The organism is Sphingomonas sp. PEI4 (assembly GCF_056679955.1).
This window is the reverse complement of record NZ_JBWXPI010000002.1, coordinates 143497-162581: the sequence shown is the minus strand read 5'-3', so window position 1 is coordinate 162581 and position 19085 is coordinate 143497. Positions and strand designations below refer to the sequence as shown.

At 61.0% G+C, this 19085-nt stretch carries 17 protein-coding genes; 6 read left to right on the top strand and 11 right to left on the bottom strand.

The features are described 5' to 3' along the window. Positions 1-36: 36 nt before the first annotated feature. Genes AC1MLZ_RS19870 through AC1MLZ_RS19860 form a run of 3 tightly spaced genes read right to left on the bottom strand, consistent with a single transcriptional unit; the run spans position 37 to position 4227 of the window. A complete protein-coding gene (locus AC1MLZ_RS19870) occupies positions 37-1428 on the bottom strand; it encodes an efflux transporter outer membrane subunit (protein ID WP_480961722.1) in 1392 nt (463 codons plus the stop codon). Then, positions 1428-2615: an HlyD family secretion protein gene (locus AC1MLZ_RS19865; RefSeq protein WP_480961721.1), complete on the bottom strand. Its 1188-nt coding sequence runs from the start codon at positions 2613-2615 to the stop codon at positions 1428-1430. Before AC1MLZ_RS19865 ends, AC1MLZ_RS19870 begins: the two co-directional genes overlap by 1 nt. 7 nt (positions 2616-2622) lie before the next feature. After that, positions 2623-4227, bottom strand: coding sequence for an MFS transporter (locus AC1MLZ_RS19860; RefSeq protein WP_480961924.1), 1605 nt, complete (start codon positions 4225-4227; stop codon positions 2623-2625). Positions 4228-4684: 457 nt separating this feature from the next. Between AC1MLZ_RS19860 and AC1MLZ_RS19855 the strand changes: the two genes are divergently transcribed. From AC1MLZ_RS19855 to AC1MLZ_RS19835, 5 genes are all read left to right on the top strand, one after another. Further along, complete coding sequence (locus AC1MLZ_RS19855) at positions 4685-5242, top strand: MipA/OmpV family protein (protein WP_480961720.1); 558 nt, start codon at positions 4685-4687, stop codon at positions 5240-5242. Between the two features lie 162 nt (positions 5243-5404). Further along, on the top strand, positions 5405-6529 hold the full coding sequence (locus AC1MLZ_RS19850) for an MlaE family ABC transporter permease (RefSeq protein ID WP_480961719.1): 1125 nt from the start codon (positions 5405-5407) through the stop codon (positions 6527-6529). Next, on the top strand, positions 6526-7326 hold the full coding sequence (locus AC1MLZ_RS19845; protein WP_480961718.1) for an ABC transporter ATP-binding protein: 801 nt from the start codon (positions 6526-6528) through the stop codon (positions 7324-7326). The genes AC1MLZ_RS19850 and AC1MLZ_RS19845 overlap by 4 nt, the downstream gene beginning before the upstream one ends. Positions 7327-7391: 65 nt before the next feature. Beyond that, on the top strand, positions 7392-8261 hold the full coding sequence (locus AC1MLZ_RS19840) for an MlaD family protein (protein ID WP_480961717.1): 870 nt from the start codon (positions 7392-7394) through the stop codon (positions 8259-8261). Then, positions 8258-8941 carry an ABC-type transport auxiliary lipoprotein family protein gene (locus AC1MLZ_RS19835; protein WP_480961716.1) on the top strand — a complete coding sequence of 228 codons (684 nt, stop codon included), beginning with the start codon at positions 8258-8260 and terminating at the stop codon, positions 8939-8941. Before AC1MLZ_RS19840 ends, AC1MLZ_RS19835 begins: the two co-directional genes overlap by 4 nt. A 210-nt stretch (positions 8942-9151) precedes the next feature. Here the strand turns inward: AC1MLZ_RS19835 and AC1MLZ_RS19830 are convergent, their stop codons facing one another. The 8 genes from AC1MLZ_RS19830 to AC1MLZ_RS19795 form a co-directional block, all read right to left on the bottom strand. Next, the gene (locus AC1MLZ_RS19830) at positions 9152-9766 is read right to left on the bottom strand and encodes a TetR/AcrR family transcriptional regulator (protein WP_480961715.1); all 615 of its coding nucleotides are present in this window, start codon (positions 9764-9766) and stop codon (positions 9152-9154) included. Positions 9767-10091: 325 nt separating this feature from the next. Next, positions 10092-11177, bottom strand: a complete 1086-nt coding sequence (locus AC1MLZ_RS19825) for an alkene reductase (protein ID WP_480961714.1) — start codon at positions 11175-11177, stop codon at positions 10092-10094. 35 nt (positions 11178-11212) lie between these two features. Beyond that, the gene (locus tag AC1MLZ_RS19820) at positions 11213-11860 is read right to left on the bottom strand and encodes a DsbA family oxidoreductase (protein ID WP_480961713.1); all 648 of its coding nucleotides are present in this window, start codon (positions 11858-11860) and stop codon (positions 11213-11215) included. 147 nt (positions 11861-12007) lie between these two features. Next, positions 12008-13207, bottom strand: coding sequence for an IS256 family transposase (locus AC1MLZ_RS19815; protein ID WP_480958258.1), 1200 nt, complete (start codon positions 13205-13207; stop codon positions 12008-12010). Positions 13208-13566: 359 nt separating this feature from the next. Continuing rightward, a complete protein-coding gene (locus AC1MLZ_RS19810; protein ID WP_480961712.1) occupies positions 13567-14922 on the bottom strand; it encodes a 2-hydroxyacyl-CoA dehydratase subunit D in 1356 nt (451 codons plus the stop codon). A 24-nt stretch (positions 14923-14946) separates the two neighbouring features. Then, positions 14947-16122, bottom strand: a complete 1176-nt coding sequence (locus AC1MLZ_RS19805) for a 2-hydroxyacyl-CoA dehydratase subunit D (RefSeq protein WP_480961711.1) — start codon at positions 16120-16122, stop codon at positions 14947-14949. Between the two features lie 119 nt (positions 16123-16241). Further along, positions 16242-17165, bottom strand: coding sequence for an acyl-CoA dehydratase activase (locus AC1MLZ_RS19800; protein ID WP_480961710.1), 924 nt, complete (start codon positions 17163-17165; stop codon positions 16242-16244). A gap of 359 nt (positions 17166-17524) precedes the next feature. Then, complete coding sequence (locus AC1MLZ_RS19795; protein WP_480961709.1) at positions 17525-18187, bottom strand: TetR/AcrR family transcriptional regulator; 663 nt, start codon at positions 18185-18187, stop codon at positions 17525-17527. Positions 18188-18660: 473 nt separating this feature from the next. On the opposite strand from AC1MLZ_RS19795, the gene AC1MLZ_RS19790 reads away from it, so the two are divergent. Continuing rightward, positions 18661-18801 carry a hypothetical protein gene (locus AC1MLZ_RS19790; protein WP_480961708.1) on the top strand — a complete coding sequence of 47 codons (141 nt, stop codon included), beginning with the start codon at positions 18661-18663 and terminating at the stop codon, positions 18799-18801. Positions 18802-19085: the final 284 nt, after the last annotated feature.

Genomic DNA, 19085 nt, shown 5'->3' with positions numbered 1-19085 from the left:
CGCTGATGGGCATCGGTTCGATACCTGACGGGATCGTTATTGCGTTCCCGTGCGGGCATCGGCTGGCGTGGCGGACCAACCGCCCCCCAAGGCGCGGTACAGGGTGATGATGTTGTTCAACTGATCCTGCCGGACGGTGATCGCCTCGAGCTCGGTGCTATACAGGTTGCGCTGCGCGTCGAGTTGTTCGAGATAGGCGGCGTAACCGCCGCGATACCGGTCGGTGGCGAGCCCGACCGAGCGGAGCAGGATGTTACGTCGGTTGATCACGCGCCGGAACTGCTCGTCATAGTGCTGCACGCCGGTCAGCGCCGTTTCTACTTCCTGGAAGGCGGTCAGAACCGTGCCGCGATAGGCGAAGGCGGCCTGATCACGCAATGACGTGGATACGTCGACCTGAGCCGTCAGCCGGCCACCTTGAAAGATCGGTGCGAGGATGCTGCCGCCAATCGACCACACCGTGACGGGATCATAATCGAGTGCATTGACGAGCAGCTGTCCCAGGCTGGCGGACAAAGCTACCTGGGGGAGAAAGGCGCGCCTGTCTGAGGCGAGACTGGCGTCTGCGGCAGCGACGGCGAACGCAGCGCTGGCAAGGTCGGGGCGGCGCGCCAGCAGGTCGGACGGCAGTGTCGCCGGGACCGAAGGCGGCGCGATAAGGGCCAGCGACTTCGCGCGCGGCACCGGCCCCGGCAGGTCGCCGGTCAGGGTTCGTATCGCGTTCTCCTGCGCGCGGATCGCCAGCAACAATTGCGGGATTGCCTGCTCCACGGCCTCGTATTCGGATTGCGCCTGCGTCAGTTCATATTGCGAGATGTAGCCGACCCGCGCCTGATCCTGGGCCAGCCGCAGCGCCTCCACGCGCGAGGTCACCGTCTCGCGCGAGACGGTCAATTGGGCGTCGAGCGCGAGGAGGCCGACATAGGCTTGCGCCACCTGTGCCGCCATCGCCAGGGCCACAGCGTCGCGATCAGCCTGGCTGGCACGATATTGCAGACGTGCCGCATCCGTGAGCTTGGCAAGGCGACCAAACAGGTCGACTTGCCAGCTGGCGTCCAGCGACGGCTGGATTGCGGTGCTTGTCGCAGCTCCGGTTGCTCCAAAGCTGCGCGATCGTTGCAACCCGCTCGAGGCGTTCAGCGTCGGCAAAAGGGTACTTCTCGCCAACCGGACATTCGCCTCCGCCTCCTGGATGCGCGCTGTTGCTGCCAGTACGTCCGTGTTGCGAGCCAGCGCAGTCTCGACCAGCCCGGTGAGATTCGGATCGTTGAAGGCGTGCCACCAACGGGCGTCGACAATCCCCGTGTTCGCGCCACCGTCGCGCCAGCCAGCGGGCGCCGTGATCGCGGATGCCGCAGGGGCGGGGCGCTCCGCCGGCATGCATGCGGCGAGTGACAGCGCAGAAGACAGAGCGAACGCGCGCCGCATCATCGCGGCACCCCGGCGGTGTCGATGCGGGTGATGACCGACATGCCAGGCCGCAGCCGCCCGGCAACCGACTGATTGGGATCGATCGCAATGCGTACGGGTATGCGTTGCACCACCTTGGTAAAGTTGCCGCTGGCATTGTCCGGGCGCAGCACGCTGAATTCGGAGCCGGTCGCCGGCGCGAAACGCTGCACCCGGCCGGTCAGCACGTCATCGCCTAAAGCATCAACCGTGAAGCGCACTGGCTGGCCGAGGCGAACGTAACGGGTCTGCGTTTCCTTGAAGTTCGCCACCACCCACAGGGTCTCGGGAACAAGGAACAAAAGCTGCGATCCCGCGGCGACATACTGGCCCTGCCGCACGCTCGCCTCGCTGATCTGCCCGGCGCGCGGCGCACGGATAACGGTGTTAGCGAGGTTGATTTCCGCCAGACGAACCTGAGCCTGCGCGGTTGCAACCTGCGCCGTCAGCCCTTCGCGCTCGACGCGCGCCGACGTCACCTGTTCCTGGGCGATGCGCACCGCGCTTTCCGCCTTGCGGACATTGGCAATGCCCGATCGCGCGGTGGCGCGCGTCTGGTCGCGCTGGCGAAGCGATACGGAGCCGCGCTCGGCCAGTTCGGTTACGCGCTCGTCGTCAGCCTGCGCCCGGTCGCGCTCGGCCTCCGTTGCGAACACGTCGGCCCGGCGCTGGTCCACGGTAGCGACGTTCTGCGCGATCGTCTGGCGCGCATTGTCGAGGTTGGCTTTGGCGAGCTGAAGCTGGCCGCGCGCTTGTTCCAGCTGCTGGCGATAGATGCGTTCGTCGATCCTCAGCAGCGGCTGCCCCGCCTTAACCCGGTCGTAATCGTTGACCATCACCTCTGCGACATAGCCGTTTACTTGGGGTGCTAGCACGGTGATTTGGCCCCGCACATAGCTGTTCTCGGTGGTCACAACCGTGCTGGAAAACGGCCAGATCTGCCAGACCCACAGGATTAGCAACACCCCGAGCACGGCAATGATCGCCATGATCGCGAGCACCCCGCCGCCGGTCCGGATCGTCTTCGAGGGTGCGGGCTCCGTCGCAGGAGCTTCGGCGACCTGAGCGTCTGTCAGAGGCCGTCCCTGGGCATCCACGAGCGCGGGCGCAGCCGGGGCAGGCTGCTCGGGCTTGCCGTCGCCCTTGGTGATGATCGGATCGGCCATGCTGCTCTCACATCGATGCCGCCGCCGCGGGGGCGGACGGGGGCGGGTTCTTGCGGGCGGCGATCGCCAGGCGCATCACGTGCGCCAGCGACCAGCCGAGGAAGAGAAGGGCGAGAAGCCCGTTCAGAAGGAAAACATCGTTGTAGGCGCGCACATTAGCTTCGCGCGTGGCAGCCTGGGCGAGTTGCCCAATGCCCTGTGCCTGGCGCAACACCGGATCGGTGACGACACGGCCGTACACCTGCCCCTGTAGCTGCAGGCGCTGTTGCACCACGCCGTCTGTCGGATCGACGCCCGCGTTGATGACGCCAGAATATTCGTGCTCCCGGAACTGCTGCACTGTGCCCAGGATCGCCGGCCCGGCCAGGCCGCCGAAGCTCTGCGCGATGGCGAACAGCACGACAAAGCTCACGATATATTCAGGGCCACGTTTCAGCACGGGCATGATGCCAACGAGCAGCAGGGGGCCCATGAACATTGCGCCTGCCACAGACAGCAGGAACTGGCTGACGAACATGTTCTGCGGCCGCGTGAGGCTCGTAGCGCCGTAGTCGAGGAAGCTGCCCACCGCGATCAGCACTACCGACAGCAGGATCTGCGGCACTACCGTCTTCTGGTTGAATGTGAGCGCACTGACCGCGATACCGATCACAATGCCAACCAGCATGACAGCGTAGAGCGGCTGCAGCTGGTCGGGCCCCATACCCAGAGTCCGCAGCAGGCCGGTCGCCGAATAGGTCTGCTCGGACAATAGAAAGCGCAGGCCAAGCGCACCGAGCGCGAACCGAAGTGCGCCCAGCGACCCCAGCCAGCGTGTCTGGAGCAACGGATTGGTCCGGTGATGTTCCAGCGCGAAGGCTGCAAGCGTCAGTAGCAGCGCTGCCGCAAGGGCGGCGGCCATCCACGGGTGATCGGGCGGCCATTGCGTACGCACCTGCGCGAACACCGCGCCGATCAGCGCCAGTGCAGGCCCCAGAAGCGCGAAGGTAACGTAATCGAGCGGCTCGATGACGCGGACACGCACACTGCGCGGTAGTTTCAGCGCGACCACTGCAGCCCAGCTGATGATCGCCAGCCCGCTTTCGAAGAGATACAGCCCACGCCATTCGCCCAGGTCCAGCAGCGCGGGCGACATCAGCCAGGCGAGCGGCGTCGCCAGAGTCGAGAGGCCGAGCGCGACGACTAGCCCTTGGCCCAGCATCGCTTTGGGGAACGCCTGCAAAATGTACATTGTCGCCATCGCGCTGAGCGGCGCGGCGGCAAGGCCGCTTGCCGCGCGCACGAACACCGCCATGCCGAAGCTTTCCACGAAAAGGTGCAGGAACGACACCAGCGCGGAGGCGAGCAGTCCAACTTCGGCAAACCGGCGAAGGCCGTACTGCTGCCGAACCTTGAACAGGACGAGGTTCGACGAAACATTGACCATCAGATAGGCGGCAGGGATCCACGCGCCTTCCGTCGGTGTCAGACCGAGATGCCCCTGAATGTTCGGCAAATTCGCGCCGACGAGGGCATTGCCGAGGCCGCCTGTCAAAGCCAGCAGTACGCCAATGCCGGCATACGCCAAGCGCAGAGGCGGCGCATGCGCGATCGACGGCGCAGAGCCTGGCATCGACGGCCGTTCCTCGTCTGTCCAATCTGGCGCGCGTTCCAGAGGCTCAGCCGTCATGCGCCACCTTCGGGTATCCAGCCTGTCGAAAACGCAGAGGTAGGCTGGACATGCCGGGCGATCATCCTTCATCTAATCATAGCGGGGATAAGGCCCGGTAATTACACTGATCCGTATCTTATCAAGCGGTCTGTCGCAAGGAGCCAGTCGCAGGAACTCAACTTTCGCGCTTCCCGTCGGTTCAGGAAGCGTAAGCCGCCGGGGTGTTCGCTACATGATAAGGTTATACACGCGACCAGCTACATCCCAAATTGCGTGTTCGGTGCGCTCTCTGCATTGACGCGAGACGACGCCCAGACACGCAATCTTGAATAGATACTAAAGGTTTTCCAACAATGAAAATGCTGTCTGTCGTCATGCCGGTTTAGCCTCGTTCTCGCTGCCGATCCTAACCTCGCCGGTGCTTGGCAAGGACCTGAACACTGCAAGCCGAGAGTCACTGTCGCAACAGGATGATCATGTTGTCATCGGCGCGGGTGTCGCCGCGACGTCGCCTTATCAAGGATCGAGCGACTATCGCATTCTCCCGATCCCGATAGTCGACATTGCCGAGGGACGATTCTCTGCCAATTTGCGCAACGGCATTGGCGTCAAGGCCATCGACACGGGGAGTTTTTCGATCGGTGCCAGCGTTGCCCTGATGCCCGGTTACCGACGCAAGGACGTACCCGAGGGCATCGATCGATTGAAGTTCGGAGCCGGAGGGCGGCTTTTCGCAAGTACGCTTTATGATGCCGGCTTCTTCCGCGAGCGCGTCCATCGCAGTCCCTCGATACCGTGTAAGCACAGCATATGCAGCGCGCGTTCAAGGAGCCTTTCTTTCAAGGCCGCAGCCGCCTCCTCCGTAGGACGACCCATCTTCCGCTTTGCTGACTGCATGGCATCTTCCTTCCTCTCGATGCCGGACACCTCAGGGTTTAACAGCATTATCGTCTCTCGAAAGGAGGTCATCATATAGCACATAATGCAATTCGGGGGCCTGAACGAAAGATTTATGTTTACTATTTGGTATATTTAGCGTTGGAGCGTGCCGCTTGCCTTTGGGTACGCGTCCCCTTGCGGCAGGGATTTAAAAATTGGCTACATCGAAAACGGCATGCAAACGTCAGGGTGTACGTCCTTGAGTGGCATCGCCGCCAATTATAACCTAAAAGACCGTGACGGCACGCCGCTGCTGCTGCTTCGCGGTGATTGGGTCACGATGCGTCTCGGAAATATCGCGGAAAGGCTTACCCGCGACATCCATGGTCATTCCGGCGCAATTCGGATTGATGTCGAAGACCTGGGTCGGCTCGACACCGCCGGCGCGTACGCGATTGTGCAGGCCTTGGGGAGCGACCGCGAAATAAATCTCGACGAAAAAATGCGGCCCGATCTCGCCGCGCTCGCGGGACTAATCCGTCCTGTCCTGGAAAAGCCTGCCCATTCCCCGAAACGCCACGGGGGCGCATGGCAAAGCTTCGAGCGCATCGGTCGCGCGGTCGTCGCTGTCGGTCAGACCTTCTACCGCGAGCAGGCGTTTTTAGGGCAGTTGGTTCTGGCACTCGGTAGAACAATTGTTCGCCCGCGGCGCCTGCGCACTACGGCGCTGGTCGCAACAATGGAACAAGCCGGGTTGGGCGGTCTGCCCATTGTCGCGGTAATGACGTTCTTCATTGGCGCCGTGCTCGCGCTCGTCGGCAGCAACATGCTTCAGACGCTCGGCGTTACGGTCTATTCCGTTGAGCTCGTAGGGATCGGAATCCTGCGCGAATTCGGACCCGTGATTGCCGCGATCTTGTTTGCCGGACGTTCTGCCTCAGCCTTCACAGCGCAACTCGGTTCAATGCGGATGAACCAGGAAGTCGATGCGATGCGCGTGATGGGCGTCGATATCTTCGACGCGCTTGTAATCCCACGAGTACTGGCTGCGCTGATCATGTTGCCGCTGATGACTGTCGTCGCCGACCTAGGGGGTATCGTCGGCGGTATGCTCGTCGCACGGACAATGATGGAGATCGAACCAACCTTCTTTTTCCAGCGTCTCGTTGATTCTGTTGGCGCCCAACAATTTTGGGTCGGTATGGCGAAGGTTCCGCTGTTCGCACTGGTGGTTGCGACGACTGGATGCCGCCAAGGACTGGAAGTCGAGGGCGACGTGGAGAGCCTCGGCGCCAAGGTGACCAGTTCGGTCGTCCAGTCGATCTTCATGATCATCATGTTCGATGCGCTTTTCGCTGTTCTTTTCAAGCAGGCAGGTCTGTGAAGGGCGCAACAGACGCTACCAGCGGTGGCACAGCCGATCACGAGGTCGTCATACGTATACGCGGACTGCGTACGGCTTTCGGATCGACCGTAATCCACGAGAATCTCGACCTCGATGTCAGGCGCGGTGAAATCCTTGGCCTAGTTGGGGGATCCGGGACCGGAAAGTCTGTTCTGCTCGAAACGATCCTCGGCCTGAAGACGCCCGACGCGGGCACCGTCGAGGTGCTCGGACGTCATATTCATGACAGCGTTCAGAACCGTGAGATCGTCAAACGCATCGGCGTGATGTTCCAGAGCGGCGCGTTGTTCTCTTCACTCACCGTGCGTGAAAACGTCGAGGCGCCGCTGATCGAACATACCAAGTTTGCTCCAGCCTTCCTTAGCGGGCTTGCAGAACTCAAAATCAGATTGGCTGGTCTCGCTGATGACGCGGGCTCAAAGAAGCCGTCCGAGCTTTCCGGTGGCATGCGCAAGCGGGCCGGCGTGGCACGCGCGATCGCTCTGGACCCAGAACTGTTGTTCCTGGACGAGCCGACCGCCGGGCTCGATCCGATCGCCGCGGAGGAATTTGACGCGTTGATCCGCGGGCTGCGCGATGCGCTTGGCCTGACCGTCTTCATGGTAACGCACGATCTGGACTCACTCTACGCGAATTGCGACCGGGTGGCAGTGCTCGCCGACCGCAAGGTGGCCGCGATCGATACGATCGAGGCGCTAGAGCGATCCGATCACCCCTGGATCAAATCATATTTCGGTGGCCCGCGTGGGCGCGCTGTGCAGGAGAAGAACGGCTAATGGAACGCCATGCCAACTACGCGCTGGTCGGTGTGCTGACCACGCTACTCGTCATAGGCGGGATCGTGTTCGTCCTCTGGCTCGGAAATTTCCAGGTCGGAGATAAGAACGATCGCTACCGTATCGTCTTTCAGGGCCCGATCCGCGGAGTCAGCAAGGGTGGCGAAGTCCAGTTCAACGGCATCAAGGTCGGTGAGGTCAAGAACGTGCGCCTCGCGCCTAATGATGCAACCAAGATTCTGGTCGACGTGGAGATCGACCACGATACGCCAGTACGCACAGACTCATTGGGCAGCACGGAGATGCAGGGCATCTCAGGTCTGAATGCCGTTTCGATCAGCGCTGGGTCGAACAGCAAGCCACTGCTGCGCGATGTCAGTCGCGACCATCCGCCCATTATCCATTCAAAGCCGAACGCGCTTGCGTCGCTGCTGCAAGGCGGAGGACAGATGGTCGAGAACGCCACAATGGCGCTCGACCGGGTGAACAAGCTGCTCTCGGATCGCAACATTGCGAACCTTACCGGCGCGATGGGTGACCTGAAGCAGGTGTCGGGCGAGCTCTCTGCCAACCGCGCCATGTTTGGTAATGCCGCATCGGCGCTGGCTCGGTTCGATACGACGATGGCCGATGCGCAGGCGACGATGAGCAGCGTGCGGGGCTTGGTGGACGGTGACGGAAAACGCGCCGTTGCCAACGCCGCCGATGCCGCAGCGGACCTCAAGGCAACCATGACCCAGGCGCGAGGGGTCCTCGCAGATATCTCGGCGCAGGGAAGTACAATCGGATCGTCGACGCTGCCGCAGATCGCGGACACGATGCGGAGCCTCCAGGACACGTCCGACAACCTCGACACGCTGATCCGACGGATCCAGCAGGACCCGCGCGGGACGTTGATCAAGGGCGCGGGTAAGGAACGGGAACTACAGAAATGAGCACCAGTCACGGATTCCGCGCAGCACTGACGGCCGCCAGCCTATTAGCACTGAGCGGGTGCGTCGGCACCCTGCTCGGCGGCGGGAAACCCGACGCTTTGTACCGCTTTGGTAGGACGCCGGGCGCGAACGCGTCGGGCCCGGCCGCTGTCCCAAGGCGAATTCTCGCGCTGCCAATGCCACAGTTCTCGCCAGAAACGAGCGGCGACCGGATCCTCACGACCCAGGGCAATGCGACGTCATATATCAAGGACATGCGGTGGGTGACGGCTGCACCCCTCCTTTATGCGGCCGCCATAGGAGAGACCGTAGCATCCAGGGCACCCGACATCGCCGTCGCGACCCGAGGAAGTGCGGGACGTGCCGATGCGCTCCTGACGGTTTCGGTCGAGCGTTTCGAAGCCAGCTACGCGACAGGTCCAGATATGGCGCCGGCCATCCATATTAACGGCCATGCGATCCTTCTTGACCAAACCGCAAAGACGATCATCGGCCAATATCAATTCTCTGTCACTCAGACTGCGGCCGCGAATACCGGACCGGCGATCGCCGCTGCGTTCGACATCGCGACTGCGCATAGCGTGGTCCAGATAGTTGACTGGACCAATGTCACGATGCCACTTCCTAATCCGAAGAGATCTTTGTCGGCGGGGTCGCCGCGGCGATTTATGAGGGATTGAGACGCCCATACTTGCACGATGTCCACCTCAATTTTTTTCGGCGCGCTTCGGATAGATAATCGATCGCGGGGACGGTGCCGGGCGCGGATTGTCCATTCATACGGGCAGTTCCGGTGATGGAGCGGTAGCCGAAGGTAGAATCGACAGCGCCTCTACGTAAAAACGATCGCGAACTGAGAGATACTGCCTCTCTTACTCATCCGCAATTGCTTACCTTGTCGGCCAAATTGACATACTAGTTTCGACTAAATCTGTGAGTTCCTGGTTTGTCGCACCTGATCCACCTTGGATCGCCAAAGCCTGAAGTAGCGAGAAAAGAAAACGAGCGAGTGCCGTGGCCGTGTACTTTTCTGAAACATCACCATCGATTACGGCTTGCTCGAATCGATTGACAAGGGCCGCTTCGGCTACCCCTCGGCGCTTGATGACTTCTGTCTTGATTGATTGCGCTTCAGCACCGCAAGCCGTCATGGCTGCGACGCCTAAACAGCCTTTTGGATTTTGCGGGCTCAACTGCATGTCGAGCGCTCCACGCAGCAATCGATCAGCAACACCGCGGGCTGTTGGCGCAACCAGCGCGGAGGTCATGTAAGTCAGTTTTTCTCGTTCGTAGAGATCCAGAGCTTTTTGAAACAAGGCTTCCTTATTGCCGAAGGTAGCATAGACGCTTGGCTTACCCATGCCCATCGCGTTGGTAAGGTCCGACATCGACGCGCCTTCGTAGCCCAGGTGCCAGAAGACAGCCAAAGCCGCTGCTAGTGCTTTATCAATGTCGAACTCGCGGGGGCGACCCCGACCGACTGGCGACGCTATCATGTCCAACATTCCATCTATTATGGGTCCACATTGCCGTGCTGATAGGGGAACGGGCCGTGTGCCTGTCCAGCCACGAGGGGCTAACGTGTTCAACGCGATGGAAAGTGTATGGCTCACCTCTGCGCTTCGGGCACCGAAGCCGCTTTTCGAGATGGCCGGCGCTGTCTCGATCGGGTTTCGGAAATCCAGCGGGGTTTCGCTCGACGCTGAATCACAGCCTTCGAACCAGGGCACTTCCACTGCGCGACTTTCGGCGCCATGCCTTTTGACGGATAATTCAGTGCGAATGCGCACGATGCGAGTCAGGCCGCACCATCGTGCGGCCCTTGGCGCGTCAGGCGTCCTGCGTTTCAAGCGTTGGATAGTCGGAATAACCCTTGGCACCGCCGCCATAAAGCGTGTCCTGATCGATTGCGTTGAGGGGTGCGTTCCGTCTGAGACGTTCGACAAGATCGGGGTTGGCGATGAACGCCTGACCAAACGCGATGAGATCGGCATCGCCGGCGGTTAGTGCCTGCTTGGAGAGCTCGAGCGTATAGCCGTTGTTCGCCATATAGGCGTTGGCGAAGCGGCGGCGCAGCGCGCCATAGTCGAACGGCGCAATGTCGCGCGGCCCGCCGGTGGCGCCTTCGATGACGTGGAGATAGACCAGATCGAGGGCGCTCAGCGCATCGACAATGTGCTCGAAAAGCGGCTGTGGATCGCTGTCCGAAATGCCGTTGGCCGGCGTCACGGGCGAGATGCGGATGCCGGTGCATTGGGCGCCCACCTCTGCGACGACGGCCTGCGTGACCTCGAGCATCAGCCGCGCGCGGTTTTCGATGCTGCCGCCATAGGCATCGTCGCGGTGGTTGGCGCCGTCCTTCGCGAACTGATCAAGCAGATAGCCGTTGGCACCGTGCACTTCGACCCCGTCGAACCCGGCGCGGATCGCGTTGGCGGCACCGCGGCGGAAATCCTCGACGATGCCAGGAAGCTCGTGGTGTTCGAGCGAGCGGGGCTCGGAGCAATCGACAAAGGTGCCGCCAACGTAAGTTTTGGTGTCGGCGCGGATCGGCGAGGGCGCAACCGGGGCGCCGCCGTTGGGCTGGAGGTCCGCGTGCGAGACGCGGCCGACATGCCAGAGCTGGAGAAAGATCCGGCCGCCAGCGGCGTGGACGCGGTCGGTCACGGTGCGCCAGCCCGCAACCTGCGCGTCGGAATAGATTCCCGGCGTATCCTGATAGCCTTGGCCCTGCTGCGAGATTTGCGTTGCCTCGGCGATCAGCAGCCCGGCCGATGCGCGCTGCGCGTAATATTCTGCAGCGAACGGACCGGGCACGAGGCCTTCGGCGGCACGGTTGCGGGTGAGCGGGGCCATCACGATGCGGTTGGCAAGGGCCATTGAGCCGAGCGTGTAGGGGTCGAACAGACTGGGCATGGGACTATGTCTTTCGTCGTGATTTACGGATAGGATCAGGCTGCGGCAGCGATCTCGCGCAGCGCCTTTTCGAAAGCCTCCGGCGGCTGCCCGCCCGAGATCAAATAGCGATCGTTGTTGACGACTGCGGGCACTGCGCTGATGCCGTGAGATTGCCAGAGCTGCTCGGCGGCGCGGACCTCGAGCGTGTACAGGTCGCCGGCCAGGATCTCGGCGGCGCGTGCGGGATCCAGCCCGACCTCCGCGGCAGCGGCGGCCAGCACCATATGATCGGAGGGGTCCTGTTGGTTGGTGAAATAGGCGTCGAACAAGGCATGCTTGAGCGCCACCTGCTTGCCCTCCATCTGCGCCCAATGCAGCAGGCGGTGGGCGTCGAATGTGTTGTAGATCCGGCTCGTATCCGACATCTTGATAGTGAAGCCGAGATCGGCGGCGCGGTCACGGATCATCGCGCGGTTCGTTGCGGACTGTTCGGGCGAGGATCCGTATTTCTCGGCAACGTGCTCGCCGATATTCTGCCCGTTGCTGCCCATCTGCGGGTTTAGCTCAAACGGCTGGAAGGTGATGTCGGCATCAATCAGTTCGCCAGTGCGAGCCAGCGCCTCCTCGAGCCCGCGCAAGCCGATGATGCACCATGGGCAGGAAACGTCGGAGACGAAATCGATCTTAATAGGCTTGGACATGCGGCACCGTCTGCGGCTTGAGGTAAGCTCTGAACGTGGAACTCGGGTGGTAAATGCACGAACGCGGAACGAGTTTCGATCGTGTCCCACCGCGTGGTGTAGCTTCAGCGGCGTAGCCGCTTTGATCTCCGGGCAGGGCCGGGTCGATTACGCCGTCATGGACGACAACGTGACGGTGGTATCATCGCCCAATTGCGTCACGCTTTCCAGTGTCATGTAACGGCCCCGCTGAACCGCCCACTCATCGTTTTGCTCGAGCAGCAAGGCGCCGACCAGCCGGGTGATGGCATCCTCGTTGGGGAAGATGCCGACGACATTGGTGCGCCGCTTGATCTCGCCGTTGAGGCGTTCGAGTGGATTGGTGCTGTGCAGCTTGGTGCGATGCTGTGGCGGGAACGACATGTACGCGAGCACGTCCTCCTCGGCAGTGTCCATGAGCTTCGCGAGCTTGGGGACATTGGGCCTGAGTTGATCGGCGACCTTGCGCCACTGACCCTTGGCGGCTTCGGGCGTCTCCTGTGCGTACGCGGTGGCGATGAAGGCCGAGACGACGCGCCGCCCGCTCTTGCCGGCATGGGCCGTAGCGTTGCGCGCGAAATGTACGCGGCACCGCTGCCACGTGGCGCTGAACACGCGTGAGACGGCAGCTTTGATGCCCTCGTGGGCATCCGAGATGATGAGTTTCACGCCGCGTAGGCCCCGCCGCGCGAGGCCGCGGAGGAAGTCTGTCCAGAATGTCTCGGCCTCCGACGCACCGATCGCCATGCCGAGCACCTCGCGCCTGCCGTCACCGTTCACGCCGACCGCAATGGTGACCGCGACCGAGACGATCCGACCAGCCTGACGCACTTTCAGGTACGTCGCGTCGACCCACACGTATGGCCAGTCGCCTTCAATGGGGCGCTCGAGGAACGCCTTCACGCGGACGTCGATCTCCTCGCAAAGCCGGCTCACCTGGCTTTTCGAGATGCCGCTCATACCCATGGCCTTCACCAAATCGTCGACCGAACGGGTCGAGATGCCCTGGATGTATGCCTCCTGGACGACTGCGGTTAGCGCTTTCTCGGAAAGGCGCCGGGGCTCCAGAAAGGCGGGAAAGTAGCTGCCCGTCCTCAGCTTGGGGATACGCAGTTCAACGGTGCCGGCCCGCGTTTCCCAGTCCCGCTCGCGGTAACCGTTACGTTGCGCGAGGCGGTCACTGCTCTTCTCGCCATAACCCGCGCCGGTCAGACTACCGACCTCCAGGTCCATCAGCCGCTGCGCGGCAAAGCCAATCATTTCGCGTAGGAAATCTGCATCCGCGCTCTTTCCCACCAGCGCTTGCAGGTTCATCGTATCGTCGGTCATCGAAGGTCTCCGTTGGTTGAGTCTTGCAACCCAAACCTATCCGAAGATCTTCGATGGCCACCCGTGAACCTGACCGGCCGCTACAGCGCTGGATGATAGCGCGCGACCGGTCAGCTTCACTACCGCTGAGCTACACCACCAGCGGGGACACGACCAAGCTATTGAATCTTCGTCGAAGCTTAACATAGCCAGGGGCCCCGATCGGCGCTGATCGGGACCCCTTCATAACCCGTGCTTTGCAAAAGATCACACCAGTTGCCTCGCTCAAGACGCGGGCCACTTTCGCGCTGATCCACAACGCTGACTCCCGATATCGCCGCCCTCATGTCAATTCGGACGTCGCTCGATCGATTTGAGCCTCAGTTCAAGCCACGGCGGACGTCGATTGTCTCCAGCATAGCTTCCAGGCGACTTTCCAGTACGGAGTCCTTGTAGAAGGACTCGTCGGCGACATCGCCTTCGAAGAACATGGTCTGCAGGCCGGCCCGCTGAGCCATCTGCGCCATCACCATCTGGCCGTTCGACGACGATCGGCATGTACGCGTGGCGTGGAACACCACTCCCTCGACGCCGTAGGTTTCGCATTCCCGCAGAAGCAGCTGCCCCAAGGTTCGCGCGTTGTGGTTGAACGGGCACAGGAGATAATGCTGCGCCATGCCCAGGATGGGGTCGTCGGGATCGATGAGCTGGGGCTCGTGCCAGAAGGAGTTGTGCGTGTAGCGACCGACCATGACGGCTGCGTCGTTTTCCGCGAACTTGTTTGCAAGCCAGCCCACCTTGTTCCAGTTCATGATGCCGTCGAAGGCAAGCCTATAGCGTTCGTTCGGCAGCGCAGCGACGCCGTCGATTAATCGCTGTTCGATCTCCGCTTTGACGCCGGCGAAATAATCCACGAGCGCCTGATTGCCTGGCAGGAAGTTGATGGGCGCGATGCTGGCGATCCAATCCCAGAACGTCGCAGGAGCAGGCATGGCGCGGCAAAGCGCCATTGCCTCGAGCCTCAACTCGCTTGCGCGTTTGATGTAGTGCATCGACTCGCGCAGCGCGTCCCAGTCGAATTTGCGCTTTGTGTATGCTTCGAGAAATTCGATGAGCTTGTAGATCTGTGCTGCGATGTAGCGCGATCCCCGCTCCCACTCCTCCCCCTTCAAATAACCATCGTCCGGATTGTTCCCCCAAAGAAGCGGATAGGAAACCTTGAAGAACGGCAGTTCCTTGTTGAACAGTCGGTAGGAGATCTCGTCCCACTGCTGTCCGGTGCTGCAGCCGGCGTAGGCGTTCACAAAGAGATCGGGAGGGGGCAGTCGGCTCGCCAACACGTCGGCGGCCGGCATCAACGGCGATGTTGAGGCTTCGTTGTTTTGCTTCGTCAGTACGGCGCAGCCAAGCGTGGTTCGGGCGTAGGAGCACAACTCGTTGTTGTAGCCGTACTCTTCGCCGGTCCGCTGCGCGGGGCCTTCGAGATGCATGGCCGCTAATCTGGCTCCGAAAGCCTCCCCATGGCACCATTCAATGCCTGCAGCTTGGAAGATCGGATTCAACGCCGCACCGTTGTACCAGACCACGGTCGCTCCACGTTCACGAGCTGTGAACAGACGGTCCCAATAGTCTTTGACTAGAGCGCCGCCAGCGCGAGTGCTCAGCAACCGGTTCGACGGGGCACTGGCAGTCGGGATGAACGTCTTCGGTTCCGGATTTCCTAGAATAAGAGACATGGTAGACTTCCTTTTCTGAGTTGACTACGCAAGTTCACGACTCACCGCCAAGCGTCGCTTGATCGTCTCGACGAACGCTTCCATTCGAACTCGAACATTCTCGAGTGCAAGTCCTTCGTGCTCGGTTTCGAGAAGAAGATGCGGAATACCCTTATCGAGTAGAGCTTTGCGCAACTCCGGGTAGTAGAGCATGTGGGGCTCGCAGAATTTCGGCATGAGGATGACGACCCCCTCCGAACTGTCGGCAGCAACCGTTTGAAGTAGATAGCTTTCCCAATCTACCGTCTTCTGCGCGCGCGTGGAACATGGAACGTTGTTGTTGCGGTCGAAGTACCAGCGGGTAAGACTGGACAAGGCATCGTCGTCCGTCGGTACGTCGGTCGAGATGTACCGATAGCCCGTGAAGAGATCGTCATCGACGACCGTCGCGCCGCAGCTTTCGATCAGATCGAGCAGTTCGGGACGAGGCGCGTGGCAGAAATGTCCGGAGAAATGCAGGCGCACGCCTTCGCTCGATGGACGGCGCTCAATCTCGATGGAGCCGAGCAACTCGAGCATCAGAATGCCATGCTCCTCGACATCCATGACCATCGCCGACTTAACCAGCACCTGCATCTCCGCGGCGCTGATGGAGATACGTCCCGATCGCCGTAGTTTGTAAACCTCGCGAAGCAGTCGACGATCTCGATTGAATAGCTCGATGCTGCCTTGCAGTGCTGATTCTGAAATGTCGGACTCGCACAATCTTGCGAGCCTCTTCTGAAGCTCTCCTATTTCCCCCCGGACCTGAGCCGGACTCCAAGGCTCGTCCATCGAGGCAGTGAACTGAGCAAGGTAGACCGGCATGTCCGGCAGGGCGAAGCGCACCGAGTCCATCGCGCCCAGCAGCGCCACGCAATGATCGACGATGAACATGCCGTCGAGCATATCGAGTTGATGGGTGGCCGCCTGATCGACGAGGCTGCGCGAGTAGCCGCAGTAGTATTCGAAGATGAGGCTGCGCCCCAATGTGATGGGCACCCTGCTGTCCTGTAAGACGACCGGCAATGCGCCCGCTGCGTGGACGAGTTCGGCCGGAAAGTTCATCGGTAGGATGCCAATGGCCTTGCGACCGTGGATCAGCTTCCAGTTCTCGATGTACGTCCTGGGGTCTTCGGCTATCCGACCCAGCATTTCGAGGATTTCATTTACCCTGCCCATTGTTTTTCCCGTCGACAAAGAAGATCAGCGAAATTTGATTTGCCGGATACGTATCCGATGCTCAGAGCGCGATGTCGCCCTTACGGGACTCACTCATCGCTGGCTCATCGCTGGAAGCGCTATCCGTTTCCGGCACCAAGTTTCGCCAGGGTGCGCGCTGCGGTCGGATCGCCCTTGCACGCCGGAGCGCACAGCCCGCTGAACGCCATCTCCTGCTCGAGATGATCGTCTTCGGCTGGTCTGCTGTTCTTCGCCCGCTCCGCGAGATAGTCGTCAAGGCCGATGAGCGCAGCGCCCAATGCGCCGGCGACCTGCGGACGAGCCGGTAGGATAATGGGCAAGCCCAGCATTTTCTCGATATGATGCACTGCCGCCCTGTTTCGTGCGACGCCCCCCGTCATAACCACGGGACCTATCTTGCCAATTCTGCTGACAAGTCCGATCGTCCGATTAGCGATCGCGGCGTGAACGGCGCCGAGCACATCCGGCTTCGAATTGCCCTCGGCACGTAGAGAGATTACCTCGGTTTCGGCGAAGGTGGCGCATATGCTGGAGATCTTCAGCTCCTGCGTCGCCTCCATCGCGAGATCTCCCATCTCCTCGAGGGGGATCTCCATGGCCCGAGCCAGCACCTCGAGAAACTTGCCGGATCCCGCGGCGCAGCGGTCGTTCATTGCGAACTGGACCACCAAACCGCTGGCGTCGACGGAGATCGCCTTGCTGTCCTGCCCGCCGATGTCGATGACCAAGCGCGCCTCTGGCACCATCGCAACCGCGCCGCGGGCATGACAGGTGATCTCGGTAAAGTTTTTGTCAGCTATATCGAGCATGCGACGACCGTAGCCCGTGCTGACGGTGCGCCCCATATCCTCCTGTGTCAGGCCTGCCTCCGCCAAGGCGCCAGCGACCGCCTCCTTTACTGCCTGATCGCTCACCGCGCCCATGTGGGAGACGCGCGCCGCGACAATCGCACCATCGAGATCGATTATAACAGCCTTCGCCGTAGTCGAGCCGAAATCGATGCCCATCACATGCGTTTTCATGACAAACTCCAACGCTACTCGAGCCCTTCTGCAACTGCCGGGGCCCGACGGATTGCCCTCGAATCAGCCACTCAACGAACCATGCTCGACGCCTCGTCACGTTGTGCCGAAGCAAGAGCTCGCTCGCATCATGCCGGGGCCGGCAGCTTCTTGGTATTATCAATCTAGTGGCTACTCGCTAATGAGTCAAGCTCACTTGGCGCTGCCGCGTCGGGAATCCCCAGCTGACTGGATCGCCTCTATAGGTTCGCAGCAAGCCTGAGAAGGCCGCACGAGCAACTGGAACGGGCAAATGAGCCACTCTCACCAAATGGCCCCTTGCATGATCAACAGGCGATGCCTCGCGGTTCAACGAGACGCTAACCCGGAGACGACCTCGTTAGTCCAAGTTCAGCCGGGGGAACAAGCCGTTCGAACCGCGTCGCGGCTGCTTCGATCCGTGCGACTGCGTCGTCGAGCGCCCCCGTATGAACTGTTTCCGTGGCGACTCCGCGCACGACGATGTCCGTGATATTTTGAGCTGACTGTTCGACGGAAAAGTCTCCCTCGCCGCGGAGGTAGGACCAGATCTGATATTCGATGCAGCCCTGGATCATGTTTCGCAGCGTGCGTGCCTGGACGTCGGGGCGGAGCGCACCGCTCGCGATCCCGTCGTTGATGATGTCGGTGATGCCCCGGCCCACCCGACGGTTTTGCTCATAAATCCGCATCGAGCGATAACCCGGGTCGGCGCGAAGATCGGCAAGCAGGAAGCGCGTCAACGACGGTTCGGAGCGGATTATGGTCAGATTTCTTCGAATGACCTGCAATAGTCGTTCGCGGAACGGGAGATCCCTGTCGTGTGGATGTCCCTCTTCGAGGAACTCCTCAAACCACTCCTCCGCGACTTGCACCAGCAGATCTCGACGGCTCGCGAAGTACTTGTATATCGTGCCCTCGGAGATTCCGCAGCGCTCGGCCAGCTCCGATGTGAGGAAATCTTCAGCGCCACGTTCGCGGAAAAGGGCGCGTGATGCCTTCATGATTTCGGCGACCCGCGTCTCCTTCGACAGCCGTCGTGGCCTGGATACGTCTGCGGCAGCGGTCACGAGGAGCGGTCGGAGGGTGAAACCTCGGCCCCTTGTCCGTCGGCCGCGATAGCTCTCGCCATCAGAAAAGCGCGCCGTGCCAGGAGATCTTCTTGAAGCACATCAGTTCCACGAGCCCGGAATCGAGCACACGACGTTTGCCACAGAACGCGTTGCAGGCAAAGCCGGAGGATGCCTCCTCCAAGGGAGGCAATTCGGTACTCTTGCGCTCAGTCTCGCCGTGCCACGGCGGCGAGCACGGGCGAATTTGTCGTCAGAAGCGGGTTGCTACGGCTCGGAAGCTGATGACTCTCGTCAACCCAGCGCCGCGCGGGTCGTAGGACTGATTCCACCTTCCTCCTGCTGCGGAGCATTGGAACCTCGGTCTTGCGCCATAGTTGTAAGCGATCGACAGAAGGGATCATTTCATGACCGACGATGACAAAGCGCGCTCCGATGAAATCGATAAAACTCCGGCCCCCGCTACCGATCCGGCTTCATCCTCCGATGAGGCGAAAGATATTGATCTTCCTTTAGAGGATGGCGATGCGAACTCTCAACCGCTTTAGAAGCTCGCGTAACTTTTTGGGCCGAATGCAAAGTTGAATTGCCGCGGGTGCTTATCCATGATCATCGCCTACAAATCTGAGCATGCTTTTGATAAAATGTGGTTTGGCATAGCGTAGGCAATATTGGTCTTGGGCCAGCTTTTCGGCTCGGCCGCATCAGGTTGGCTCGGATAGCGAGGCGACGTTTAGGTCTCACATCTGGAAAAGAGTTCTCGCGTGGTTCGGGGCCGGGACGTAACTTGTCTCTGGCTTATCTCCCGCACTGGGATGTCTCGCTGTCGACT